At 45.8% G+C, this 24,133-nt stretch carries 24 protein-coding genes; 16 read left to right on the forward strand and 8 right to left on the reverse strand.

The genetic code is table 11. The annotated features are described in order from the left end of the window. Positions 1–14: 14 nt before the first annotated feature. A complete protein-coding gene (locus ORJ00_RS15175; RefSeq protein ID WP_306140263.1) occupies positions 15–3,107 on the forward strand; it encodes an efflux RND transporter permease subunit in 3,093 nt (1,030 codons plus the stop codon). Positions 3,108–3,149: 42 nt separating this feature from the next. Here ORJ00_RS15175 and ORJ00_RS15180 read toward each other — a convergent pair whose 3' ends face one another. After that, a complete protein-coding gene (locus ORJ00_RS15180; RefSeq protein WP_305976002.1) occupies positions 3,150–3,797 on the reverse strand; it encodes an energy-coupling factor ABC transporter permease in 648 nt (215 codons plus the stop codon). 174 nt (positions 3,798–3,971) lie between these two features. Here ORJ00_RS15180 and ORJ00_RS15185 point away from each other — a divergent pair, with 174 nt between their 5' ends. Further along, positions 3,972–4,352 (forward strand): BlaI/MecI/CopY family transcriptional regulator, encoded by a 381-nt coding sequence (locus tag ORJ00_RS15185; RefSeq protein WP_306140264.1) that lies wholly within the window; start codon positions 3,972–3,974, stop codon positions 4,350–4,352. Further along, positions 4,345–5,544, forward strand: coding sequence for a M56 family metallopeptidase (locus ORJ00_RS15190; RefSeq protein ID WP_306140266.1), 1,200 nt, complete (start codon positions 4,345–4,347; stop codon positions 5,542–5,544). The genes ORJ00_RS15185 and ORJ00_RS15190 overlap by 8 nt, the downstream gene beginning before the upstream one ends. Positions 5,545–5,652: 108 nt before the next feature. On the opposite strand, the gene ORJ00_RS15195 is transcribed toward ORJ00_RS15190, so the two are convergent. After that, positions 5,653–7,608, reverse strand: coding sequence for a methyl-accepting chemotaxis protein (locus ORJ00_RS15195; RefSeq protein WP_305975998.1), 1,956 nt, complete (start codon positions 7,606–7,608; stop codon positions 5,653–5,655). A 328-nt stretch (positions 7,609–7,936) separates the two neighbouring features. Here ORJ00_RS15195 and ybaK point away from each other — a divergent pair, with 328 nt between their 5' ends. Continuing rightward, positions 7,937–8,404 carry a Cys-tRNA(Pro) deacylase gene (ybaK, locus tag ORJ00_RS15200; RefSeq protein WP_306140267.1) on the forward strand — a complete coding sequence of 156 codons (468 nt, stop codon included), beginning with the start codon at positions 7,937–7,939 and terminating at the stop codon, positions 8,402–8,404. A 49-nt stretch (positions 8,405–8,453) separates the two neighbouring features. Here the strand turns inward: ybaK and katG are convergent, their stop codons facing one another. Next, a complete protein-coding gene (gene katG, locus ORJ00_RS15205) occupies positions 8,454–10,676 on the reverse strand; it encodes a catalase/peroxidase HPI (protein ID WP_306140268.1) in 2,223 nt (740 codons plus the stop codon). Between the two features lie 207 nt (positions 10,677–10,883). Beyond that, a complete protein-coding gene (locus tag ORJ00_RS15210) occupies positions 10,884–12,284 on the reverse strand; it encodes a diguanylate cyclase (protein ID WP_306140269.1) in 1,401 nt (466 codons plus the stop codon). 265 nt (positions 12,285–12,549) lie between these two features. On the opposite strand from ORJ00_RS15210, the gene ORJ00_RS15215 reads away from it, so the two are divergent. Both ORJ00_RS15215 and ORJ00_RS15220 read left to right on the forward strand, forming a co-directional pair. Further along, the gene (locus tag ORJ00_RS15215; RefSeq protein WP_306125430.1) at positions 12,550–13,032 is read left to right on the forward strand and encodes an NYN domain-containing protein; all 483 of its coding nucleotides are present in this window, start codon (positions 12,550–12,552) and stop codon (positions 13,030–13,032) included. A 239-nt stretch (positions 13,033–13,271) separates the two neighbouring features. Beyond that, positions 13,272–13,922, forward strand: a complete 651-nt coding sequence (locus tag ORJ00_RS15220; protein WP_306140270.1) for a PEP-CTERM sorting domain-containing protein — start codon at positions 13,272–13,274, stop codon at positions 13,920–13,922. 150 nt (positions 13,923–14,072) lie between these two features. On the opposite strand, the gene ORJ00_RS15225 is transcribed toward ORJ00_RS15220, so the two are convergent. After that, entirely contained in the window at positions 14,073–14,690 is a 618-nt protein-coding gene (locus tag ORJ00_RS15225) for a glutathione S-transferase family protein (protein ID WP_306125432.1), read from the reverse strand. A gap of 165 nt (positions 14,691–14,855) precedes the next feature. Here ORJ00_RS15225 and ORJ00_RS15230 point away from each other — a divergent pair, with 165 nt between their 5' ends. From ORJ00_RS15230 to ORJ00_RS15250, 5 genes are all read left to right on the forward strand, one after another. Continuing rightward, a complete protein-coding gene (locus ORJ00_RS15230; RefSeq protein WP_306140271.1) occupies positions 14,856–15,809 on the forward strand; it encodes a helix-turn-helix transcriptional regulator in 954 nt (317 codons plus the stop codon). A 111-nt stretch (positions 15,810–15,920) separates the two neighbouring features. Beyond that, positions 15,921–17,462, forward strand: coding sequence for a serine hydrolase domain-containing protein (locus tag ORJ00_RS15235; protein ID WP_306140272.1), 1,542 nt, complete (start codon positions 15,921–15,923; stop codon positions 17,460–17,462). Positions 17,463–17,472: 10 nt separating this feature from the next. Then, complete coding sequence (locus tag ORJ00_RS15240; RefSeq protein ID WP_027672854.1) at positions 17,473–17,865, forward strand: DUF6249 domain-containing protein; 393 nt, start codon at positions 17,473–17,475, stop codon at positions 17,863–17,865. A 9-nt stretch (positions 17,866–17,874) separates the two neighbouring features. After that, a complete protein-coding gene (locus tag ORJ00_RS15245) occupies positions 17,875–18,417 on the forward strand; it encodes an RNA polymerase sigma factor (protein ID WP_305975977.1) in 543 nt (180 codons plus the stop codon). Further along, entirely contained in the window at positions 18,411–18,626 is a 216-nt protein-coding gene (locus tag ORJ00_RS15250) for a hypothetical protein (protein WP_027672855.1), read from the forward strand. Before ORJ00_RS15245 ends, ORJ00_RS15250 begins: the two co-directional genes overlap by 7 nt. A gap of 18 nt (positions 18,627–18,644) precedes the next feature. Here ORJ00_RS15250 and ORJ00_RS15255 read toward each other — a convergent pair whose 3' ends face one another. Next, positions 18,645–18,983: a YajD family HNH nuclease gene (locus tag ORJ00_RS15255; protein WP_306125435.1), complete on the reverse strand. Its 339-nt coding sequence runs from the start codon at positions 18,981–18,983 to the stop codon at positions 18,645–18,647. Between the two features lie 374 nt (positions 18,984–19,357). On the opposite strand from ORJ00_RS15255, the gene ORJ00_RS15260 reads away from it, so the two are divergent. Together ORJ00_RS15260 and ORJ00_RS15265 are read left to right on the forward strand one after the other, a co-directional pair. Continuing rightward, positions 19,358–20,338 (forward strand): catalase family peroxidase, encoded by a 981-nt coding sequence (locus ORJ00_RS15260; RefSeq protein WP_306140273.1) that lies wholly within the window; start codon positions 19,358–19,360, stop codon positions 20,336–20,338. Then, on the forward strand, positions 20,331–20,855 hold the full coding sequence (locus ORJ00_RS15265; RefSeq protein WP_306125437.1) for a cytochrome b: 525 nt from the start codon (positions 20,331–20,333) through the stop codon (positions 20,853–20,855). Before ORJ00_RS15260 ends, ORJ00_RS15265 begins: the two co-directional genes overlap by 8 nt. A 95-nt stretch (positions 20,856–20,950) precedes the next feature. Here the strand turns inward: ORJ00_RS15265 and ORJ00_RS15270 are convergent, their stop codons facing one another. Then, positions 20,951–21,196 (reverse strand): EF-hand domain-containing protein, encoded by a 246-nt coding sequence (locus ORJ00_RS15270; protein ID WP_305975969.1) that lies wholly within the window; start codon positions 21,194–21,196, stop codon positions 20,951–20,953. Between the two features lie 289 nt (positions 21,197–21,485). Here ORJ00_RS15270 and ORJ00_RS15275 point away from each other — a divergent pair, with 289 nt between their 5' ends. Genes ORJ00_RS15275 through ORJ00_RS15285 form a run of 3 tightly spaced genes read left to right on the forward strand, consistent with a single transcriptional unit; the run spans position 21,486 to position 23,458 of the window. Then, positions 21,486–21,665, forward strand: a complete 180-nt coding sequence (locus ORJ00_RS15275) for a hypothetical protein (protein WP_306125438.1) — start codon at positions 21,486–21,488, stop codon at positions 21,663–21,665. 56 nt (positions 21,666–21,721) lie between these two features. Next, positions 21,722–22,666 (forward strand): SEL1-like repeat protein, encoded by a 945-nt coding sequence (locus ORJ00_RS15280; RefSeq protein ID WP_306125439.1) that lies wholly within the window; start codon positions 21,722–21,724, stop codon positions 22,664–22,666. Between the two features lie 45 nt (positions 22,667–22,711). Then, a complete protein-coding gene (locus ORJ00_RS15285) occupies positions 22,712–23,458 on the forward strand; it encodes an esterase/lipase family protein (RefSeq protein ID WP_306125440.1) in 747 nt (248 codons plus the stop codon). Positions 23,459–23,606: 148 nt separating this feature from the next. On the opposite strand, the gene ORJ00_RS15290 is transcribed toward ORJ00_RS15285, so the two are convergent. Further along, on the reverse strand, positions 23,607–23,909 hold the full coding sequence (locus ORJ00_RS15290; protein ID WP_306137099.1) for a hypothetical protein: 303 nt from the start codon (positions 23,907–23,909) through the stop codon (positions 23,607–23,609). Between the last annotated feature and the right edge of the window lie 224 nt (positions 23,910–24,133).

Genomic DNA, 24,133 nt, shown 5'->3' on the forward strand with positions numbered 1-24,133 from the left:
GTATTGAGATAATTATGAAATTTACCGATATTTTTATTAGAAAACCGGTACTTGCCATCGTAGTAAGCCTGTTGATTTTATTAGCCGGTTTCCAGTCGATGAGCGATATGACCGTGCGACAGTATCCGCGTTCGGATATTGCTGTGATTAAAATTACCACCGTGTACATTGGCGCCAATGCCGAGCTGGTACGGGGCTTTATTACCACACCCATAGAGCGCGCTATTGCTTCTGCAGGCGGTATTGATTACATCGAGTCGCAAAGCACTATGGGTGTGTCTACAGTCACAGCTCATTTACAGCTGAACTACGACCCACTTAAAGCGATGACGGAAATAAGTGCCAAGGTTAATCAGGTGCGGGGCGAACTGCCACCAGAATCTGAGTTACCGTCTATTGCGGTTGAAGCTGCAGATAGCCAGTTTGCCTCGGCTTATTTGAGTTTTTCTTCGGATATTCTTGAACAAAACCAAATTACTGAATTTTTGAGCCGTTCGGTACAGCCGCGTTTAATTGCGATTGCTGGTGTGCAAAAAGCCGATATTCTAGGTGGCCGTACTTTTGCCATGCGAATTTGGTTGAAGCCTGAGCAAATGGCTGCGTTTAAGGTAACGGCCTCTGATGTTCGCAAAGCATTAAGCGATAACAATGTGCAGGCGGCTATAGGCCAGACGCGTGGCGCCTATACCCAGGTTAATTTGCGCGCCAACACAGACATGAAAACCGTTGATGAATTCAGGCGCATAGTGCTGCGCCAGAATGATGACGGTGTAGTTCGGCTTGCAGATGTGGCAGACATTGCATTAGGGGCTGACGATTACAATACCAACGTTAACTACTCTGGCGAGACCGCGGTATTTATGGGGGTGTTTGTTTCACCCACAGCTAACTCCCTGGATGTAATTAAAGCCGTTACAGAAGAGATGGCGCTGATCCAGGCGGAGTTACCCTCCGGTCTCACCGGCGAAGTGTCTTACGATGCTACCAAATACATTCAGGCAGCCATTGATGACGTGCTTAAAACACTGGCTGAAACGTTACTGATTATAGTCATTGTTATTTTCTTATTTCTGGGCTTTAGCCGCTCAGTATTAATCCCGTTAGTAGCCATACCTTTATCACTGATTGGTGCGGTATTTGTGATGAAGGTGTTTGGTTTCTCGTTAAACCTGCTTACCTTGTTATCCATTGTACTAAGCGTGGGCTTGGTGGTGGACGATGCCATCGTAATGGTAGAGAACATTGAGCGCCATATACAAGATGGCTTAAAACCGTTTAAAGCCGCATTGGTAGCAGCGAGAGAACTCGGCGGGCCTATTATTGCGATGACAGTGACCCTGGTTTCTGTTTATGTGCCTATTGGTTTGCAGGGCGGCTTAACCGGCACCTTGTTCCGTGAATTTGCCATTACACTGGCCGGAGCGGTAACTATTTCGGCTATTGTGGCTATTACATTGTCGCCAATGATGGCGTCGAAAATGCTTAAACCGCATAGCAGTTTAAAAGCGCCACTGGATGGTATTTTTAACCGCTTTAAGCATTTTTACAGCCGGCAGTTAGATAAAAGCCTGAATAACCGTATTGGCGTTTACGTGTTCTGGATTGGCATCAGTGCGCTTTGCGTGCCGCTTTATAGCATGTCACCAAAAGAGCTGGCACCAACGGAAGATCAAGGGGTTATTTTCGGTATTGTTGACTCACCGGCAAACTCAACGGTTGATCAGTCTTCTTTCTACGGTAAGGCGGTAAACGAAGCCTTTATGTCGGTAGAAGAGACCGACTTTACCTTTCAAATAACCTTTCCAACCGGGGGGTTTGGCGGCATGGTTACCAAGCCATGGGATGAGCGCGAGCGCACGGTATTTGAAATGATGCCTGAGGTGCAGCAAAAACTGTCTGCGATTGCAGGGGTACGTATTTTACCTATTACGCCGCCTGCCTTACCGGGTGGTGGGAATTTCCCGGTTGAATTTGTAATCTCTTCTACCGCAAACTCGAAGGAAATATACGACTACGCCTTACAGCTGGAAAAAGTGATGCGTGAAAGTGGCATCTTTCCGTTTCAGCTAATCGATATGAAGGTTGATCAGCCCGAGTATCTGCTGAACATTGACCGCGAAAAAGTGGCTGATTTAGGCCTGAATATGCGTGATGTGGTTAGCGATTTGGGCACGTTGCTAGGCGGCGGCTATGTTAACCGTTTTAATATGGCTGGACAGAGTTACAAAGTTATACCGCAAGTAAAACGCAGTGAGCGTTTAACACCTGATAGCCTGCTGGAGTTGTATATTACGGGGCCGGCGGGAGAAATGATCCGCGTCGATCAAATAGCCAGCTTAAGCCACAGCACAGTGCCGCGCAGTATCAACCGTATGCAACAGCTTAATGCGGTTAAAATTAGCGGTGTTACCATTAAACCGTTAGATGAAACGCTGCAATATCTGGAAACTGAAGCGAAGAAAATACTGCCTGCCAGTTACTCGATTGATTATACGGGTGAGTCGCGGCAGTTAAAGCGCGAGGGCAATACCTTCTTGCCAGCGTTCTTATTGGCTATCACGATGATCTTTTTGGTGCTGGCAGCACAGTACAATAGCTTTCGTGACCCTATGGTTATTTTGCTGGGTTCAGTACCAATGGCGTTATTTGGTGCCTTGGTCTTTACCTTTTTAAAAATACCGGCGCCGATGCCGCATTTTACCGACGCATTTACCAGCACGTTAAATATTTACTCGCAAGTAGGCCTGGTAACCTTAATTGGTCTGATTGCCCGAAACGGAATTTTGGTAGTGGAATTTGCCAATAAGTTGCAAGAGCAGGGCAAAGCCAAGTTGGATGCGATACGTGAAGCTTCAGTACTGCGCTTACGTCCGGTAATGATGACCAGTCTGGCAACCATTGCAGGCCATACGCCGCTGATATTTGCCACAGGTGCCGGTGCTGGAGCACGTAATTCTATTGGTATTGTACTGGTGCTTGGAATGGCTATTGGTACCATATTTACTTTGTTTGTGCTGCCTTCGGTGTACATGCTAATTGCTAAAGATCACAGCAAAGATAAGCTTGCAGCTCAAGATGACAGTGAACTGGATACAGAATCTGCGTAATTCGCGGTGATACCCTTGAAAGCCTGGCAAATCGCCAGGCTTTTACTTATCCGCTGCCAAATATTCCCGGTCGTAAAAGGTACGCAGCCAATGAGGTCGGTATATCGCCATCAGGGTGATGGCACTGCCATTTAATAATGCTTCAGGAAACCAGATTAATAGTGCCAGTTGCCAGTAATTGTCTATTATTTCAGTCCAACTGTACCGGCCCTCCAAGCCAAACCATAGCGAAGTCAAACTAATTTGTAACACTATGGTAAGTGCGGCGGCGATAAAGCCAGCGACAAAAATATATACGAATAAGTGTCGGCTTAAATAACGGTAGCTAGCTAAAAACAGCAGATAGCTGAATAAAGCGGGCAATATGATACTGACTAGCATAAATAAACCGCTATCCTGCCAGGGTAGTTTGCCAAAGCCAACTAACAGCACAGTAGGTAGCAGGCAAATCCAGATTGCAATACGCCAACCATGGCTTAGCACTAGCGTAGTTACCAGCAGAAAATGCAGGTTTAAGCCCTCTTTTATCCCCGCTTGTATGCTCCAAAATAATGATAAAGCGACCGCAGAGGCTAAAACCAGATGCTGATAATCGGTTTCTTGTTTAAGTTTAGGAAAAAACTCACGAGGGTAGTGATAGAGCATAAGTGCCACAGTCAACAAGAAACCGGCCATTTGCCAACTTGTCATGGTTTGTTATTCCTTCTCCTGTAGATGCAGTTAGTGTAACGATACTAGCGTGTTCAGTCATTGTTGTTATGTTTTAGTGGGAAAATAGCGAAAAAAGTACTGAGGAAAGCTTGTGTATGTTGATTACATCTGTAATAGTATGTGTATTACAGATGTAATCAGTGAATAAAACTTATGATTGAAATAAGCAATGCAGAGTTAAGTGTTATGCAGGTGGTGTGGCAGCGACAGCCTATTAGCGCCAATGACGTTATAGCAGGGCTTGGCGATGATAACGACTGGCATGAGAAAACCGTTAAGACGTTGCTAAACCGCTTGGTAAGCAAAGGTGCCCTGGGGTTTAATAAAGATGGCCGCGCCTATTTGTATTATCCGTTAATAACCGAGCAGGATTATCAGCTGCAACAAAGCCGTTCTTTTGTCGATCGTCTTTTCGCTGGCAAAGTTGCCCCCTTGGTGGCGGGGTTCGCCAGCCAAAACAAGCTTAAACCTGATGATGTACAGCAGCTAAAGCAACTTATTGCAGACTGGGAGCAGGAGCAAAATCATGACTGATTTCCTGCTACAACTGACACTGCCGTTATCGCTATTATTGTTGCTGTTGCTGGCGGTACAAAGATGGTTGCTTAACCTGTTTGGCGCCCGAACGGTTTATGCGCTGTGGGCGGTAGTACCGGTCTTTTTGCTGGCAATACTGTTGTTACCCTTATTGCCTGTCAGTATTGATACCGCTGCCATTAAGCGCTATCAGGTGGGCATGCAACAACTTTCGGACACGGTACAAAGCAGTAACTGGCTATTTTGGCTCTGGTTTTCCGGTGTTATGCTTTGCATTGGTTGGTTGCTACTGAGCTATATAAGCAGCAGCGCCTTGTTTAACCGCGCTAAGCCGGTAAAAATTAGCACTGTTTCCGTTAATTGTCGCCAGGCAGATTCTAACTCAGGGCCATATATCACCGGTTTAACTACACCCCGTATTTTGCTTCCCAATGACTTTTTTCGTCGCTTTGATGCTTCCCAGCAAAAGCTTATTTTGCAGCATGAGCTAACGCATTGGCGCCGAGGCGACTTGCACCTGAATTACCTTGCGCTTGCTTTAGTCAGCCTGTTTTGGTTTAACCCGCTGGTGTGGCTGGCATATCGTGATTATCGCAATGCTCAGGAATTGGCCTGTGATGCGTTGGTGACCCAAGATGCCAGCAAGGCAGAAAGAATTGCTTATGGTTACGCCTTACTAAGCAGTACACAACAATCGCCATCATACTGGTGGCCGCTTACTCATCATTACGGAGACTTTAACACGATGAAACAACGTATTATGCAATTACAACGGCAGCAGGGTTTAAGTAAAGCTATAGTGCTTGGCGCCGTGGCGCTGGTGATTGGCGCTACATTATTGCTACAACAACCGGTTTTGGCCGGCGTTAGTAAAACGCAACAGCTAACTGCGGTTACGCGCATTGAGCCGCGTTATCCAACGCAGGCGGCAGAGCAAGGTATTTCAGGATATGTACAAGTTAAATTTGATGTGGATGCGCAAGGAAAAGTGATTAATGCCAGCGTGATAAAGTCCTATCCGGAGCAGGTTTTTGATAAGGAAGCGATACGTGCATTACAGCAGTGGCAATATACGGCTACAGGTATCGAGCATAAAGCACAGCTAGTACAGCTAGATTTTGAATTGGATGTAGTGCAAGCGGATATGGAGCGTATTAGTGTGACACCGCCCGCACCGAAAAAGAGCTGATGCAATAACAAGTGCAATAAAGCAGAACCGACATTGCAGTGCCATAATCTGGTGCTGCTTTATTGCATTTAAAACTAACCCGGTAATTAGGTGCGTAACTTTGCGTGTTTAAGCCAATTTAAATTGTTTAATCATGCTGTTTAAGCTTTCGGCAACTTCTGCCACCTGGCGACTAGACGAACTGGTTTCATGCGAGCCTTCCAGATTCTGCTGTCCAATATCACGCAAGCTCACCAGACTTTCATCTATAGATGCTGCTACCGTTGCTTGTTGCTCTGTTGCAGCACTCACAGATAATATTTGCTGATTTACATTGTTTACGGCATTAACAATTTCCCGAATGCTTTTAGCAACAATATTGATGCTCTGTTTAGTTTCGTCAGCACCGAGCAGCGAGTCATTAAATTGACTGACTGCATTAGCAGATTGGGTCGAGACATCTGCAATCACCTTTTCAATTAAATGTGTTGATTCTTGGGTACGACGAGCAAGGTTTCTTACTTCATCGGCAACCACGGCAAAGCCACGGCCAGACTCACCTGCTCTGGCAGCTTCAATGGCAGCATTAAGTGCCAGTAAATTAGTTTGCTCCGCTACGCCACGAATAACATCAAGTAATGAGGTAATACCTGAAATATTGTCGGCCAAGGCATTCATGCTTAAATGGCTTGCTTCAATTTGCAGGCTAAGTTTTTCAGTGAGCTGTTCCGAATGCTCCAGCTCCTTCATGCTGTTTTGGCTGGCTTGGTGCGCATCACTTACCTCATTGGCAACGTCAGACGAGCGCGCAGAGACTTCTTTCACGGTTACCGCCATTTGATTTACTGCGGTAACAATGGTATCGAGCTCTGACGCTTGTCGAGTTAAGTTTTGCTCAGTAGTATTTGTTACGGTGCTGAGCTCTTCCGCCGTTGCAGCTAGTTGCTCTGAAGTTACGCCCATTTGCTGCATCATATTGCGCAAGTTATGAATCAGGTTATTTAGCGCTCCGCGCAAGCTGGTTGGTGCTGCATCATTGATATCTAAGGTTAGGTCACCTTTTGCAACCTGTTGCATCATATGCTGCATTTCCGACGGTTCCCCACCAAGAGGTCGCATAACGGTGCGAGACACATACCAACCAATAATACAGGCAACGGCAATGGCGATAAAAAGCTCAAACAAGCTAATTATGAGTAATTGATTAATGGGCTCATTAATTTCTGCTATATCTATTTCTGCTAATAAGCCCCAGGTAACACCAAAAAAATCCACTGGGGTGTAGGCTGACAAAACCGGGTTATTATTGTAGTCAATAACCTCTTCTACCCGTGTTTTACCTTGTAGTACGGCATCTGATGCCTGTGTATCAACTCCATTTTTAGTTACTGTGCCAGTGAAAGAGGCGGAAATAGAGTGGCCGATAGGGTCAAGATACGAGTCTGAGCGCATGCGTTTATCTGGACCAATTAAATACGTTTCACCGGTTCTGCCCATACCAGTGCGAAGTTGCATTAAGGCATTAATGCTATCGATAGAGAACTGTGTTGCAATTATCCAACGTTCCCCGGCAATAATTTTTGGCACACCAACAAAAGCGGCCGGAGCATTATTTGACGGTGCATAAGGCGCAAAGTCTGCTGAAGCAAACTCTTTGTCACTGTATTGTAAATCGCTAAACAATTTACCTAAGCCACTATTTTTGAATGGCCCATTCGCCAGGTTAGTTTGATAATCTGCCTCGCGGGCAGCAGTGTAAATAACATCACCAGAGGGTGATATAACAAAAATGTCGTAAAAATGTAATTCACTATTGAGTTTGTTCAGTAACTTATGCATTTTATCCGACGTGACATTTTCAAAGTCCGCCTCAATAACATCGGCAATAGCATATAAATTATCTTTGACACTAACCAACTGTGATTCAAGCTGTGCTTTTTTAATATCTCGTATCGAAATCAGCCGTTGTTCATTTTCGTGTTCTATTTCAGTAATGGTCGATAAAGTGTTAACAAATAGCGACAGCGTTAATGGCACTAACACTGCACCTATAACCAACGACATTACCCGAGAACGGAATTTCATAATAAATACCTATGTATAAATGATAACAATGGACCAACACATACACCGCTGCCTTAATTGATTAAGTTTTTGCAATGTCGTCGCTATGCCGTTACCAAGGTTAAGTCTTACTGGTTTCACCTTGTACAGCGTGAGACTTTTAATTCGTGAAAAGTGTTATTGTCGCCAAGGACCTAAATGTCTTATATGTCTCTTGTTTGTATTCTGTTCGATGCTCTCGCTTTTGTCAATGGCAAGATGTGAGAATTATTCAGATGTGCTTTAAGTGTAGTTTACTTAGCGATTAAGACGTGTCATAGCTTAAACATACCTATAAAAGGAGTAGACGATGACCCCGGCAATTGATTTGGCTAAACAGCAAGGTATCGCCTATCAGGTGCATCAATATCAGCATGATGCGGCAGCAGCATCTTATGGTTTAGAGGCGTCAGAAAAGCTTGGTTTAGCGCCTGAGCAGGTGTTTAAAACCCTGGTCGTGCAGCTTGATGGTAAACAGCTGGCGGTTGCGGTGTTGCCGGTAAGTCAGCAACTCAATATGAAGTTGATGGCCAAAGCCTTGGGCGCAAAAAAAGCCGAGATGGCTAACGCGCATGATGTGATGCGCTCAAGCGGCTATGTGCTTGGCGGGGTAAGTCCGCTGGGACAAAAGAAACGTTTGCCTACGGTAATAGACAACTCAGCGCAGCAGTACGGCACTATTTATGTCAGTGCAGGGCGGCGCGGGCTGGAAATTGAATTGGCCGCGACAGATTTATGTCAGTTACTGCAAGGGCGTTTTGCGGCCTTGGCTCAATAAAAACGGGCACTGTAATAGTGCCCGTGTGATTATTTTGCACGCTTAACGGCTATTTCACATCAAATCGGTCGGCGTTCATGACTTTGTTCCAGGCTGAGACAAAATCACAAACAAATTTTGCTTTTGCATCGCCAGAACCATACACCTCGGCAATAGCCCTTAGCTGTGAGTTAGAACCAAATATCAAATCCACCCGGCTTGCCTGCCATTTTACTTGTCCGGTTTTACGGTCCCGGCCGGTAAACGTTTGTGCGTCTTTTGCATCTGGCGTCCACTGCGTATTCATATCCAACAGGTTTACAAAGAAGTCATTATTCAATGTGCCCGGAGTTTGGGTGAATACGCCATGTGCAGTGTTGCCATAGTTTGCATTTAGCACCCGCATACCACCAACCAATACGGTCATTTCTGGCGCAGTTAATGTTAAAAGCTGTGCTTTGTCTAATAACAATTCCTCTGCTGATACGCTGTAGCGTTTGGGCAGGTAGTTTCTAAAGCCGTCAGCAATGGGCTGTAACACGTCAAAAGACTCAGCATCGGTTTGCTCGTCGCTGGCATCGGTGCGTCCTGGCGTAAACGGTACGTCAATAGCAACACCAGCGTGTTTAGCGGCTTTTTCAATGGCGGCAGCGCCAGCTAATACAATGATATCGGCCAGGGATATTTTTTTGTTACCAGATTGCGCTGCATTAAAACTGTGTTGCATACGCTCCAATACTTTAAGCACTTTTTGTAATTGCTCAGGTTGGTTTACCTGCCACTCTTTTTGTGGCGCCAAACGAATACGGGCTCCATTGGCACCTCCACGGTTGTCTGAACCACGAAAGGTAGATGCCGAAGACCAGGCGGTGTACACCAGCTCTGCAATAGTTAAATCGGACAACATTATTGTTTTCTTTAACTGCGCAATATCGCTGGCGTTAATTAGCTCGTGGTCAACTGCGGGCACCGGATCTTGCCAAACTAAATCTTCAGCTGGCACTTCAGGCCCTAAATATCTTGCTTTAGGCCCCATGTCACGGTGTGTTAGTTTAAACCAGGCACGGGCAAAGGCGTCGGCGAACTCTGCCGGGTTATTATGAAAATGCGTCGATATTTTGCGGTATTCCGGGTCTTCACGCATAGCCATATCGGCGGTAGTCATCATGATGTTAACTTTGATGTTGGCATCTTCAGCATCTGGCGCATGATCTTTGTTGGCCAGATTTTTTGCCGCCCATTGGTGCGCGCCAGCCGGGCTTTTGGTCAATTCCCAGTCGTAGCCAAAAAGTACATCAAAGTAGCTGTTATCCCACTGTGTTGGGGTTGGCGTCCATGCGCCTTCGATACCACTGGTAATGGTGTCGCGGCCTTTACCGCTTTTATAACTGCTTAACCAGCCAAAACCCATATCTTCAATAGCACCTGCTTCAGGTTCTACGCCAACGTGCGCGGCATCTCCCGCGCCGTGTGCTTTGCCAAAGGTATGGCCGCCAGCGGTAAGAGCGACAGTTTCGTAGTCGTTCATTGCCATGCGGGCAAAGGTTTCGCGCACATCACGGCCTGAAGCTAATGGGTCGGGTTTGCCATCCGGGCCTTCGGGGTTGACGTAAATCAGGCCCATTTGTACTGCTGCCAGCGGGTTTTCTAAATCACGGTCGCCCGAATAACGGCTGTTCGCTTTATCGCTAGTGGCTAACCATTCTGTTTCAGCACCCCAATAAATATCTTCTTCCGGCTCCCAAATATCAGTGCGGCCGCCACCAAAACCAAAGGTTTTAAAGCCCATTGATTCCAGCGCCACGTTACCCGCCAGAATAAATAAATCTGCCCAGGATAATTTGTTGCCATATTTTTGTTTAACCGGCCATAACAGTCGACGAGCTTTATCCAGATTACCATTGTCTGGCCAGCTATTTAGCGGAGCAAAACGTTGGTTGCCGGTAGAGGCACCCCCTCTACCATCGGCGGTGCGATAAGTACCTGCTGCGTGCCAGGCCATACGAATCATAAAGGGGCCATAATGGCCATAATCTGCCGGCCACCAATCTTGTGAGTCAGTCATGACATGCGTAAGATCTTGTTTAACAGCCGCTAAATCGAGGCTATTAAACGCATCGACGTAGTTGAAATTCTCACCCAGCGGGTTTGATTTAGTATCGTTTTGATGCAAAATTTTCAGGTTGAGCTGATTAGGCCACCAGTCCATGTTTTTTGTACCGCTGTTACCAATACTGGTGTTACCGCCGTGCATCACCGGGCATTTGCCGGCTGAGTTGTTGTTATTGTCCATATCTTACTCCTTGCAATGAGGGGACTAGGGGAACCGTATGTCCCACTTTGGTAGTGCCTAGACTATAGACCTGAAGAACACACTGCGAAAGCCAATTTAGCCTATCGTGTTAATCGGTTTTTTGAATTAGCTCTAATGTAATTAATTGAATTATGTATGCGGTTTGTCCGTCCTCCAAGCAGATAGTTCAAGCTGATTTTTGCTATGTTATGCCAAACACACCTGGTTTCTACCAGCCTGCTTAGCGTGATATAGCGCCTTGTCAGCGCGCTCAAAGCATTGCAGTAAGTGTTCGTCAGGCTGTTGTTCGGCAATACCAAAGCTGCAGCTTAAACTAATATTATTGCTGAAGTTGTACTGCTTTATGGCACTGGCTATTCTGTCGCACAAAGCTTTGGCTACGTCTGCTTTTGTATGTTGACAAAAAATAACGAACTCTTCGCCGCCCCAACGGGCTACTTGATCTTGTTCGCGTATTTGTGCACGAAGAATTTCAGCCAGCTCACGTAAAATGGCATCGCCGGTAATATGCCCGTGGTTGTCGTTTATCTGTTTAAAAAAGTCGATATCAATTAGCACCAGGCTAAAGTCTTGTGCATGTTGTGCTGCCCGTTGCTGCGTTACACTGATGGTCTTGTCAAAGAAGTTTCTGTTGTATAACCGGGTGAGCGGGTCGTGAGTGGACAAAAACTCCAGCTCTTGGATGGCAGATTCTAGCTCGGCTCTAGTATGCTCGAGCTGTTGATTCTTCTCCTGTAGTCGACGATAAAAATAGCGGCTTCGGTAGTTCCATGCCGTTAACAGTAGGATAATGGCAATGGCCACTGCGCCTAGTTGCCACATCAACTGATAATTTGTAATATCCATCACTTTAATACGTGTCCATTTTTGGTAAATGGCAATATGTTCTGCTTCTGTTATGGTGCCCAGTGCTTCGTTAAGTTGCGGTAATACGGCTTGATAAGGTAAAGACACGCCAATTCTAAGTTTATCTTCCAGCTCAAGCCAACCTGCCACTTTTAACTGATATAAAGATTCTTGTTGAATTTGGCCATTAATTGAATATAACGAACCAATAAATAAATCCGCATCACCCTCGGCGACGGCCTTTAACCCTGCAGGTTCATTTTCTACTTCATGTATCCTGGTTTCAGGGTAGTGGCGCTTTATGTACTCAATTAAACGGTAGCCTTTAGGCACGGCCAAAGAGCGAGTGCCAATATTTGCCATACTTTGTAAAAAGGGTTGCTGTCTAAGAGATACCAGCACATTGGGGGAGCGAAAATAGACGTCAGAAAATTGTAGGTATTGTTCGCGTTCTGTTGACTGGTTTAACAATGGCGATAACATGCAGTCGCCATTTCTCAGCAATTGCAGTGTTTCAAGCCAGGAGCGGGTAGGTATTAGTTTAAACGTTAAGCCCGTTTTTTCGGCAATTAATGCGATGTAATCCGCGGAAATACCGACGTGTACACCATCATCTATTGCCTCATAAGGCATCCAGTCAGGGTCCACACAATAAGTAAGTACTGTTGCTGAGTCTGGTGTTTTGTTGTCATCTGCTTGCGCTGGGGGTAGCGTCGCTAATAACCCCAGTAGCCAAGCCAAAACGGCTAAGCTCCATTTTTTTTGCCAAAAGCCCAGTGTACAAACCGAATATAGCACTATCACAATAGCGTGCTCACACCAGACATGGAGAACTCAAGCACAAACAATTCACCTGCAATATTAACCTGTCATCTATAGTTGTTATTTATTGATAGTAGACTAAAGCAAGTAAAGTGCGAATTTGCAGTAACTTAGGGTGATAAAGCCCTTGCACCACTGAGATTTGGCGGTTAGTTTGGTCGCTATTACTCAACAGAGACTTACCATGACCCGTGTTACTATCCTGGTAGATGTTCAAAATATCTACTACACCAGCCGAGAGGCGTTTCAGCGCAATTTTGATTATAACGCCTTTTGGCGCCAGGTTACTGACGGACGCACTGTTGTAAAAGCCATTGCCTACGCGATTGATCGTGGCGATGAGAAGCAGCGCCAGTTTCAGAATATCCTCCGTGCCATTGGCTTTGAAGTAAAACTTAAACCCTTTATTCAGCGTGCGGATGGTAGCGCAAAAGGTGACTGGGATGTGGGTATAACGTTGGATGCCATTGAATACGGCCAGTACAGTGACTTACTCGTACTGGCATCGGGCGATGGTGACTTTGACTTGCTGGCGCAAAAACTGATTACAAAGTATGAAACCGAAGTAGAGGTTTATGGCGTTGAGGGTTTAACTGCACTGGCACTTCGCAACGCCGCCAGCCGGTTTATTGCAATTGATGAAGCTTTGCTACTAGCAAAACACTAACTAAGTCGCGTCAGCCATCGTATAGCCCTCAAAAATTTGGGCTTAACGTTTAGATTTAACTGGTGTTTATTGTTTTATTTCTTGTGCGTCAGTGTAACCAGTCCAATAAGTGTCAGTAAAATTTACACATAATCTATTATGACCCTTCATTTGTTTCTAATTATATGATTGTTAATGACAATAATTTAGGCGCGTTTTTTGCTTAAGCAATACCGATAATAACTATTAAAGAGATAATAATGAATTTAAAGAAAACCCTTTTGTTGTTAGCGTTTATTGTTTTCGGTGGGAATGCCAACGCAGGTTTAATTGTCGATCAGTCATTTAATCCAGCAAATATCATAACAGGCGCAAATTTTTCACAAGGATCGTCCTCTATATTTGATGATTTCACTATATTAGATGCTGCTAATGTTCAGGAAATCACTATGTGGGGAGGTTATTGGACCTCAGGTGTTCAGCCAGCATCTTTTGATTTCAGAATTCAAATTCGTTCATCAGCGAACGCTAGCGACGTGGTGTTTGATGCGTTAGTTACAGCGTTTAATGTTTCAGATACGGGTTTTAATCACAATAATTCACAGTTTGCTGATATTTTGCGATTTGACTTTAATGTTGCTGGATTGATGCTAAATGCAGGTAGATACTTTATTGGGATTTCGTCTCAGAATACGCTAAACGGAACGAATTTTTATTGGCAACGTACTGATATATCTAGTCTAAATGGTAACATCTCAGCATTCGGTAACAATTTAACCACGTCGTCCTGGGGGAATCATGCGTTAGCCATCAGTTCTACAACAGCTTCAGTACCTGAGCCGTCTTCTTTTGCGGTTATGATGCTGGGTTTGTTCGGTTTCGTGATGCGCAAAAAAATATTGTCGAAATAAACTATTTTGCAGTGCTAACTAGCGCTAACTGAAGTAGCGTTTAACGCAAATGTTATTAATAAGGGTCGCATCACAGCATGTGAGCGACCCTTTCTGTTTTAAAAGTGCCCAGTCCTGTTTTGTTGTAAACCTTAGATGATTAAGAACGGCTTAAGTTGTTAGCAACGCATCATCCAACTCGTTAGCCCGAATGGCCGCTTTGCGTGCTTGTAGTCGTTGCACGTACTCGGTAAAGGCCGGTCGTGATTCCAGCGTATTAAACATCAAGCCCCAATGAATATGGCTGCCTACATACACATCAGCGGCAGTGAATTGTTGACCACAGATATACAGGCTTTGGGTTAAAGCACTTTCCAGCGTATTTAGCGTATCCTGATACAAACCACAGCCAACCGACTGAGCATTGTCGGCATCCAGGCGCCAGTTAAACGCTTTGGCGCTGGTGGCCATTTCTAATGGCCCGGCAGCGAAGAATAACCAGCGGTAATAAGTACCGCGCTCAGCGCTATCCAGGGCAGGGGCTAATTGTCTGTCGGCAAACTGGTCTGCCAAATAAGCACATATAGCGGCGGTTTCGGTTACCACTACCTCACCGTGAGTAATGGCCGGTACTTTGCCCATAGAATTAAGCGCCAGATAGTCGGCGGCTTTTATCTCATCGCCATACTGCAGCACCTTAATGTCGTAAGGCACGTTAAGCTCTTCCAGCAGCCAGCGAACAATACGGCCACGCGAGTTGGGGTTGGTATATAACGTAAGCGGTTTCATCTGTTGTCATTCCTTATCGTTGATTGAGGTTGTTGCTGTTTGTTTTTTGCTACCAGCACAATAAATCCTAATTAGGACAGAATCCGTCCTAGATTTCGGTTATATTTTGGTTATTTGTCATATCAGCAGTCATTAGGAATAGCCAATGCCTAACAGAGAAGCCCGATGAGTGGCCCGACTATCCGTGTGCTCAGTTTGCTTGAGTTGTTGCAGTCTCATGGCCGTTTAAGTGGTACTGAATTAGCCAGCCGGCTGGGTGTCGATAAACGCACCGTAAGGCGTTATATTCAGGTGCTGGAAGGTTTAGGTATACCTGTGACCACTGAGCAGGGCTGCGATGGCGGCTACATGCTTGTGGCCGGGTTTAAGCTACCGCCAATGATGTTTACCAATGATGAAACTCTGGCGTTGTCGCTGGGTTTGTTGGCGGCGAAAAACCTGCGCCTGGCTGATACCGCAGCCGCTATCAGCAGTATTCAGGCGAAACTGGAACGCGTTATGCCTGCCAGGCTCAAATCCCGAGCCAGAGCTATTGCTGACACCATCAACATAATGTTGCCTGAAGTGGCCCCCGACACCCCGCAACAGCAATTAGAACCCCTGCTGGTTGCGGTGGAGCAGCAACGTTCAGTTGCTATTTTTTATGCTGCTTATCAGCAGCCTCCAGTGATGCGGCAGGTAGACCCTTATGGCTTGCTGTTTCGTAGTGGCCACTGGTATGTGAGCGGTTATTGCCATTTACGCATGGAGCTTCGTACCTTTAGGTTAGATCGTTTGCAACATATCAATATATTGGAGACCACCTTTACCCGGCCTGAAAACTTTAATTCTGCTGAGCATTTTCGCCACAGCCTGAATGCGATGCCAGGCAATTTGGATGTACAGGTATTACTGCATACTGATAAAAATACCGCAGCACAGGCAATGGGCTCCACTGCCTCGATGTTAAAACCGCAGCCAGAGGGATTGTTGCTAAGCACTCGCACCGATAGCTGTCATTGCCTGGCTCTGTGGTTAAGCCAGCTGCCGTTTGATTTTAGCGTTATTACACCACCAGAGTTAAAACAAGCACTAAATTTGCAAGCAAAGCGCTTAATGGATATTGCCCGGCGCCAGTAATAGCGGGGCAGTGTATTTAATTCGCTGCTTATTTAAAAATATTTTGCATTATTAAATCCAAACAACATCCGGCGTGCATCTAAGTTTCAGATTAACTCACTGGAAACGATTATGACGCTTACAAACGCTGTTCTTCGCCATGTATTCTTTGCTGGCGTGCTGCTTTCTACAACATCCTTACCTGCCGCCGCTAGCGATACTGCGACAAAGGTTTCGGTAACCTCAACACACCAAACAGATATAACCCTGCATGAGGAGTTAGCACGTAAAGACGCTGAATTTTTTAAACGCGGTTTTAACGAATGTGATTTTGCTTATCTTGATGCCACCATTAGCCCTGCTCTCAAGTTCTATCATGATTTAGGTGGCTTACAGGATAAAGCGCTGTTTATGCAGAATACCCGGCAGTATTTGTGCGGTGACCCGTTGCATAAACCTATTCGTAAGTTAACCGAAGGCAGTTTAACCACGTTTCCGCTTTACCAGGACGGTGTGCTTTATGGTGCCGTACAACACGGCAAACATCAGTTTTACTTACGTGAACCTGGAAAGACAGATCAGCTCACCGGTACGGCACGGTTTACCTCGGTTTGGTTAAAGCAAGAGAATAAATGGCTGCTGGATAATGTGCTCAGCTATGACCATCAACCGGCTGAAACTGAAACACCAGTAAACAGTGAACCGCATCAACAGACTGACTTCGATGCGACAATAACTCGTTTGCTGCAGCAACATAAAGTTCCCGCGCTGGGGCTGGGCATTATTGAAAACGGTAAATTGGTGTCTACTCAGGTATATGGAGAGCTAACGCCTGGTACGGTAGCACCGCAAAATACGCTGTTTAAAGTGGCTTCGCTGACTAAACCGATAGTCACCATGCTTACCTTGCGTTTAGTTGCAGCAGGCAAACTGCAGCTGGATGAGCCGTTGTCAGCCTATTGGACAGATCCGGATATTAAAGATGACCCGCGACATCAATTACTTACGCCGCGGCTCGTGCTTAAACACCAAACCGGTTTTGCTAACTGGCGTTATCTTGAAGCCGACAACATACTGTGCTTTCAGTTTACGCCGGGCAGTCAACATCAGTATTCTGGCGAGGGTTTTGAATATTTACGCCGGGCACTGGAGCATAAATTTAATCAATCACTTGAAGCTTTAGCGCAGCAATATGTGTTTGAACCAGCTGGTATGACTGATACGCATTTCTGGTGGTCACAAGGCGTTGATGAGGCACGCTATGCCCGTAACCATGACAGCAACGGCAAGGCGTTTGACCTGGAGAAATACTACAAGGCTAATGCGGCTGCAAATTTAATCAGCACAGTAGCGGATTACAGCAAATTTATGCTGTTCGTGATGGCGCAAGAGCAGGCAATGCCTTCGATATATCAGGATATGCTAAAGCATCACGTCAATATTGGACAAAAGCATTATTTTGGTCTTGGCTGGGAAATTTTCAGCGGTTTTTCTGACGGTCAATCGTTGTTACTGCATAGCGGCCGCGACCCTGGCGTGTCTACTCTGGCCGCATTTTCACCACAAAGCAAAAATGGTTATGTCATCTTTATGAATGGCGATAATGCCACACCAGTGCTTGAACAAGTGCTGGCACAGCTGTACCTTGGTGCTGAATTGTGGCAACGAAATTAAGCATATAAGTATGAACGGACAAGAATGGGCAGAAATACTGGTGCCTCTTATCGTTTTCAGCGCGTTTGTAGCGCTGATGGGGTTAATATTGCTGTATAAGTACAAGAAAAAACGCCTGTTTTTGCAAATGGTTGAACGAACTTTACAACAGCAGGCGCCGTTGCCGCCGGAAACCATACGCGAAGTGGCGCTACATTTCTTTTCTGCTAACCGCGATATCCGTAAGGGCATTTTTCTGTTGGTGCTGTCTGCCAGTATTCTGGCATTTTCGTACTTTGCCGATTTCCGGCAAAATGGCAATTTGGATTTAAACGATGCGCTAAATGGCATTGCTATTTTGCCAGGTTTACTCGGGTTGGCATTTTTTCTGCTGGCCCGGCTTGATCGGCAGCAGGCTCGCTAAGTTAATGCTGTGTCGTTAAAACAGGCGTCGGTTGAACAGCTGGTCGCCATTGTTCAGGTGTCTGGTGATACAGCAGCATTTAATGAGTTGTTCAGTCGTCATGACCGTAAGCTACGTGGCTTTTTGGCGTTTAAATCGGCCGATCAGCGGCATGATATCGACGATCTGGTGCAGGAAACCTATGTTAAGGCCTTTTTAAATATTCAGCATTTTTCGCAGCATTCGCAATTTTCTACCTGGTTGCTACGAATTGCTATCAACGAAATGTTGCAAGCTAAGCGTTCGGGTAATATTTTTACCCGGCTTAAACAGCGCTGGTTTGCCTCGGAGCCTGACACGCTAACACATACTGATAAGTCTGCCGAGCATCTAGATGTGGAAACCTTAATGGCCGGTTTGTCGACTATTCAACAGCAGGTGTTTGTCTATACCGAATTTTATGGTTATTCACAAAGTGAAATTGCCGACAAACTGAACATTCCGCTTGGCAGCGTTAAAACCTATATGAAGCAAGCACGAGATGCGCTGGACAGGAACAATACCTCATGTTGAAACTAACATTGCGGCAAACAATCAGGCTTTGGCTGTGGCAGCGTCGTCGCAGCGTCGTTATTACGTTGGCTAGCATGCTGGCGGCGTTACTGACACTAGGTTACAACCACTTACTCAGCACCGATGCTTCGCTTTTGTCGCTATTAACATTGGCCCAACTAGGGGCTGCCACGCTGCTGGTTATCGTGGTAATTATTTTGAGCGACTAGCGGGCTGAAACTAAGACGTTATTTCGACTTATTTAGCATGGCTTTTAAATCCGCAAACGGGTTATGGGTCGCCGCAGCCACTTTTTGCTCGGTCGTACCACCGTACAGTACAAACTCATGAAATTTATTGTGTTCATTGTCATGACAATAAATACACAACAGCTCCCAATTGCTGCCATCGCTGGGGTTATTGCTGTGGTTGTGGTCAATGTGGTGCACGGTTAGTTCGCGTAAATTGGAGTGCACAAACTCACGCGCGCAGCGGCCGCACACCCAGGGGTAAAGCTTTAATGCCTTGTCACGGTACCCCTGTTCTTGTTGCTGATAGGCCTGTGCACCGCTATTGGTTTTGCTCATAACTGTCCTGCTTAAAGAAGGTTTTGCGCTGCTAACATCATAGTGATGCTGCTTTATCCGGTTAAAGCAGAGTTTAACAGCCTTTGCAGGCTGTGCAATGGCAGTTATTAGGCAATGGCTTAACTATAAGCCCCACTGGTGTCGTGTAAAAATAGCCTTAGAAACAGAGTTATATTCTCCTCATTACATTATGCGCCCACTAGGGGCTGGAGGTTGTATTCACATGCTAAAAGGCTGATTCATAGGGTATCTGAAAGGTTTTCTTTATGTCACGGGTCTTATGTCTACACACAGCATTTAGGCTGCCAATGCACTAAAGTTGCAATGATTACTGTCTTCAGTTGAAGATTCATTAAATATCGAGAAATGTCTATATGAAAAAAGTATTTTTGGCGCTGCTGTTAATGCCGGCTATTGCTTTGGCAACAGAATTGCCGGCTAAAGTGACAGCACAGCAATTTGTTGACTTACAGCAGGGAGACACTGTTTATCCGGGCTTTCGCCGTGCGCATGCTAAAGGCATGTGTGTTAGTGGCGAGTTTCGTTCAAATGGTCAGTTAAGCGCTTACTCAACCGCTACGGTATTTCAGCGCGGCGTTATGCCGTTTACCGGCCGTTTATCTATTGCCGGTAACAACCCAACGGCGCCTGATTTAAAAGCACCGGTACGTAGTTTAGCGCTTAGTTTTGCTATGAGTAGCACTGAGCAATGGCGGCTGGCGATGAATACGCCACCGGTGATGGCGGTGGCCGACCCACATACGTTTTATCAGCAAATACAGGCTATTCAGGCCGGGCCTGCAGCAATAAAGCAATTTTTTGCTGAACACCCTGAAAGTAAAGAGTTTTTGACCTGGGCAGCACAATATGAGGCCAGTGGTAGCTTTGCCTCTGAAACCTATAACAGTATTAATGCTTTCTACTTGATAAACCCTGATGGCAAGCGCCAGGCTGTGCGCTGGGCTATGCAACCGACAGTTACTGTGGCTGCGACAGATATGCAGGGAGCTGATGTATTGCAAAACGAAATGGCCAGCCGCGTGCTGGCGGGCAACGTGGTATTTGACTGGGTGTTTACCCTAGCCGAAGCGGCTGATGATGAGAACAATGCCACCAAAGCCTGGCCCGACAGCCGGCAAGACATAACCGCAGGCCAGATAGTGATAAACAGCACCAGCGCACAGTTGGAAGGCGAGTGCCATGCCATTAACTTTGACCCACTGGTGTTGCCAACCGGCATCGAAGCAACGGCTGATCCCATCTTGCGGGCTCGTTCGTCGGCTTATGCCGAGTCTTACCGCCGTCGGGCCACCGAGCAGTTAACCGGTGCCTTTAAGGAGCCGAAAAATGACTAATTCCGAACGTTTTTCATTATCAATGCGCTTGTTTCACTGGGGTATGGCAGCATTAATTCTCGCTATGTTAACGGCCGGTTTGTTAATGGTTGCATCGCTGGACGGCTGGCAGCTAACGGTACTAACCGTGCATAAAGTGTTTGGTGTTATTGCGGTGCTGTTGGTCAGTGCCCGCTTTATCAACCGGCTTTCCCAGCGCATACCCGCTTTGCCTGACGAGCTAACCCAATGGCAGAAAACTGCGGCACGGTTGTCACATTGGTTATTGTACGGCTTAATGTTTGCTATGCCGGTTTCTGGCTATCTGATGCAGTACTTTGGCGCCAGGCCCATTGATGTATTTGGCTGGTTTCGGCTACCGGCGGCACTTAATGTCGATATTCACAACTATGCTTTGTTTCGTGAATTGCATTCTTTGTTAGCCATTGCGCTAATTGGCATTGTGATGTTGCATATTAGCGCCGCTTTGCATCATCACTTTATTCGCAAAGACAAGGTATTAAAAAGTATGTTGTAGATAACTTACCCAGAGTTGTTTGGGCTGGTATGCCTGTCACTGGTTTGTATTACCCAGGGCGCATTGTGCGCCCTTGTTGCGACATCACGGTGTTATTAATATTCCCACCAACAATCTTGCCACCATGTTAGAAACTCAGCAAAATCGATAAAGCCGTCATTGTTTGTGTCGATAAGTTTAAAGCCTTCATCCACATGACTCACTTTGGTTTTAGGCGCCAGAGCCGTAAGTAACTCGATAAACTCGGCTATATCAATTTGGCCATTGCCGTCCCGATCAAAAAAGTCGAAGTCGCTTTTTATTGCCGCTAGTTGTTGTTCAGATAGCGTTTCTTTAGTCACTCGTATCACCTTGAATATCAATCAGAACCAGCCTTAGTGTACTTGGCTTAAAAAAGCCTGTCTATGTTGGTGCCTACACGTTTGTTTGTAAAAGACGAATTCATGCAGTTAGATCGGGCAGTGTTATCTGGTTTGGGGCAATTTATACCGCCGTTTGGCTGGTTTAAGTTTTTTACTTTCAATGGTTATAATATTACGCGTACGGACATCAACCTAATAGGACGTAAAATGAAAGCAAAAAGCCAAGTTGCAAGTATTTACGATTAGCTAAGCTGCGCGGACGTTGCCATTGAGTTCGCAAACCGTGATCTACGTGGCAAGTGGTACCGTTGATGCTGAAGTTGGTGTTAAGCGCGTTAGCCTGCAAGAGCAGCATACGCTTAGCCTGAGTAATGAAACCGGAAGCGTGCAGCTTAGTAGCGCCGATAGCGCGCAGGTTATTTTTATCCGCTGGTCGGTAAATGAATAGGCATTAAAAAAGAGGTCAATTATGCAGCCTGCATCAATAAAAGCTGAAATCAGCTAGTGAAAGCGCTCATTACACTTCTTTTGCTAATAGCTGTGGTTGCTTTATGGCTGGCGAGCAACTATGACCGCACAGGGCTGTTTAATACTGAAATTGTTAAACCGCATTTAGTGCAAGACAACCTTATTGAGCCGCCGACTAAACATATCACGGCGGATCACGATACATTTAACAACGACAAATCTGTTGTATCCCCTGCGGAGAATGATGGCCAACTGGTGATTATGACAAGACCAGACTGGAGCCTGGATAATAATCTGTTGTCCCACTTTAATCGTTTAGAACTGGCTGCAGAGCAGGGCGACACTACAGCAGCCTATGTGTTGGGAATGAACCTGCGCAATTGTTACTTTGTACCGCATGATGACGCCGAACTGGCTGAGCGACTGCAGCAGGCTTACCAATTTAACGATAATGGTGAGGCCGCTGCCGAAAATGCCGAGCGCTATGAATTTTGCTTGGGTGTTGATAAACAGCAACGTAACCAGTTTTATGCTTATCTGGAAATGGCTGCAAGCAACGGCTTTGTGCCCGCACAAGAAGCAGTAGCGTTAATAACACCAGAGCAATATATGCATGCAGCGGGTTATGCCAAGCTTGAAAGAAACGCTTATGTCGCTAAGCGTATTGGCTATATTCAACAGCAAGTCGACTTTTTATTGTCTGCAGCGCAGCATGGAAGTATTAAAGCGCTGATAAAATTGTCGCAACTACATTATGCTCAAACTGTTGGTAAAGATGGCCGCTTACAAGCCTATGCGTTTAACCAGATGATTATGGAGCTCACCGATGATACTGATCTTTACAACCGCTACAACTGGTTTCAGCAACGCGCGTTGCCAGAGTTTACAGCCGAGGAAGTTGAACAGGCAACGGCGATATCAGAGCAATGGTTAAACACGATAAAAGCCAATGGTACGCTTTATTTACACAACCAGGAATAAGCCAAGCGTTAACTTTGCTCAGCTTTTGACAACTTAAGGAATAGCATGCGAGTAATACTGTCAGCCTTTGTGCTGCTTATGTCATTTAACACAGTAGCTAAAGACTGCGTTGTGTTATTGCATGGCTTGGCACGCAGCGCTAGTGCAATGGAAACCATGCAGCAGGCACTTGATGCAGCGGGCTACCATAGCGTGAATGTCGATTACCCCTCACGCGAGCATGCCATTGAAGTTTTAGCACCAATGGCTATTGCGCCAGCCCTTGCACAGTGTCGCGCAAAGCAAAGCCGTGTTATTCATTTTGTTACCCATTCTATGGGCGGTATTTTGCTTCGCCAGTATACGCAGGATAACGTTATTGCCGATTTAGGCCGGGTAGTAATGATGGGGCCGCCCAATCAGGGTAGCCAAGTGGTCGATAATTTAAAAGATGTACCGGGTTTTGAAGCGTTTAATGGCCCGGCTGGTATGCAGCTAGGTACCGGCGCGCAAGATATCCCCAAACAACTGGGACCGGTAAGTTTTGAATTGGGTGTTATCGCCGGTACCAGCTCTATAAACCTAATACTATCAACGTTTTTGCCTAACCCGGATGATGGCAAGGTGTCGGTTGAAAACACCAAAGTACAAGGCATGTGCGCGCTGGTAACGGTGGATGTGTCGCACCCGTTTTTAATGAAACGGCAAAAGGTTATTGACCAGGTACTACATTTTTTAAGCAGCGGCAGCTTTTTGGGCGACAACGCACAGCAGTTTGCTTGTCCTGCGCAGATAAAGCCGAAGCTGGGTTGATTTAAAACCTTGACCAAGTTTGGTTTTTCGTCAAATGTAACAGGAAGTTTAAGATTAACTAACCTGTTTCAGTTAGGAGTTTGGCAAAAGATTCAAGACCTAACCCTACGCGCTTTTATTACAACCGCTATCTTACTGCGTTTCGCCGTTAAAACAGCACGGCCATTTTGCCGCTAAACCATAGCGAAGCGACTAATCCTGTACAGCCCAGCGCATTGATAGCAGTAAGCCATAGTTTACTTACCGGGTTAAAGCTGTGGCGGTTGATAGTGGCGAACAAGGCTGCTACAGCAATTATGTAGGTAGCAACAGGCAAAAACCAGCCAGAGCTAAAAGTGGCTGCCTGCATAAAAACAACCAAGGCAAAAGTAGTTAGCACCAGATCGGTAGTTAAGGTTGGTTTTTTTGCTAAACGGTTAGTGGTATTGGTGTTGTTGTTTAACTGAGTCATAGTAGTGTCCTTTAAATATTAGTGAGTGTGTTTAACCAGCTTCATAACCAAGACACGGCAACTAAGGGAAGTGTGACAAACTTTTTTAATTATTTTTTTGTCGCCTGGGTTTTAGGCAGGTAAAGCTATGTATTAGGCATTATTTGCTAGTTCGCTGGTACAACGAAATAGATTGAGGGGTACAGGTTTTATACAGGCAATGCTATTATTTCGGCTCTTAGAGG

This window comes from Rheinheimera baltica (assembly GCF_030731985.1).
GTDB classification, from domain to species: domain Bacteria; phylum Pseudomonadota; class Gammaproteobacteria; order Enterobacterales; family Alteromonadaceae; genus Alishewanella; species Alishewanella baltica.

Coding starts and splice junctions, on each gene's coding strand:
- ORJ00_RS15175 (WP_306140263.1), top strand. CDS start 15: ATGAAATTTACCGATATTTTTATTAGAAAACCGGTACTTGCCATCGTA.
- ORJ00_RS15180 (WP_305976002.1), bottom strand. CDS start 3,797: ATGACAAGTTGGCAAATGGCCGGTTTCTTGTTGACTGTGGCACTTATG.
- ORJ00_RS15185 (WP_306140264.1), top strand. CDS start 3,972: ATGATTGAAATAAGCAATGCAGAGTTAAGTGTTATGCAGGTGGTGTGG.
- ORJ00_RS15190 (WP_306140266.1), top strand. CDS start 4,345: ATGACTGATTTCCTGCTACAACTGACACTGCCGTTATCGCTATTATTG.
- ORJ00_RS15195 (WP_305975998.1), bottom strand. CDS start 7,608: ATGAAATTCCGTTCTCGGGTAATGTCGTTGGTTATAGGTGCAGTGTTA.
- ybaK (WP_306140267.1), top strand. CDS start 7,937: ATGACCCCGGCAATTGATTTGGCTAAACAGCAAGGTATCGCCTATCAG.
- katG (WP_306140268.1), bottom strand. CDS start 10,676: ATGGACAATAACAACAACTCAGCCGGCAAATGCCCGGTGATGCACGGC.
- ORJ00_RS15215 (WP_306125430.1), top strand. CDS start 12,550: ATGACCCGTGTTACTATCCTGGTAGATGTTCAAAATATCTACTACACC.
- ORJ00_RS15220 (WP_306140270.1), top strand. CDS start 13,272: ATGAATTTAAAGAAAACCCTTTTGTTGTTAGCGTTTATTGTTTTCGGT.
- ORJ00_RS15225 (WP_306125432.1), bottom strand. CDS start 14,690: ATGAAACCGCTTACGTTATATACCAACCCCAACTCGCGTGGCCGTATT.
- ORJ00_RS15230 (WP_306140271.1), top strand. CDS start 14,856: ATGAGTGGCCCGACTATCCGTGTGCTCAGTTTGCTTGAGTTGTTGCAG.
- ORJ00_RS15235 (WP_306140272.1), top strand. CDS start 15,921: ATGACGCTTACAAACGCTGTTCTTCGCCATGTATTCTTTGCTGGCGTG.
- ORJ00_RS15240 (WP_027672854.1), top strand. CDS start 17,473: ATGAACGGACAAGAATGGGCAGAAATACTGGTGCCTCTTATCGTTTTC.
- ORJ00_RS15250 (WP_027672855.1), top strand. CDS start 18,411: ATGTTGAAACTAACATTGCGGCAAACAATCAGGCTTTGGCTGTGGCAG.
- ORJ00_RS15255 (WP_306125435.1), bottom strand. CDS start 18,983: ATGAGCAAAACCAATAGCGGTGCACAGGCCTATCAGCAACAAGAACAG.
- ORJ00_RS15260 (WP_306140273.1), top strand. CDS start 19,358: ATGAAAAAAGTATTTTTGGCGCTGCTGTTAATGCCGGCTATTGCTTTG.
- ORJ00_RS15265 (WP_306125437.1), top strand. CDS start 20,331: ATGACTAATTCCGAACGTTTTTCATTATCAATGCGCTTGTTTCACTGG.
- ORJ00_RS15285 (WP_306125440.1), top strand. CDS start 22,712: ATGCGAGTAATACTGTCAGCCTTTGTGCTGCTTATGTCATTTAACACA.
- ORJ00_RS15290 (WP_306137099.1), bottom strand. CDS start 23,909: ATGACTCAGTTAAACAACAACACCAATACCACTAACCGTTTAGCAAAA.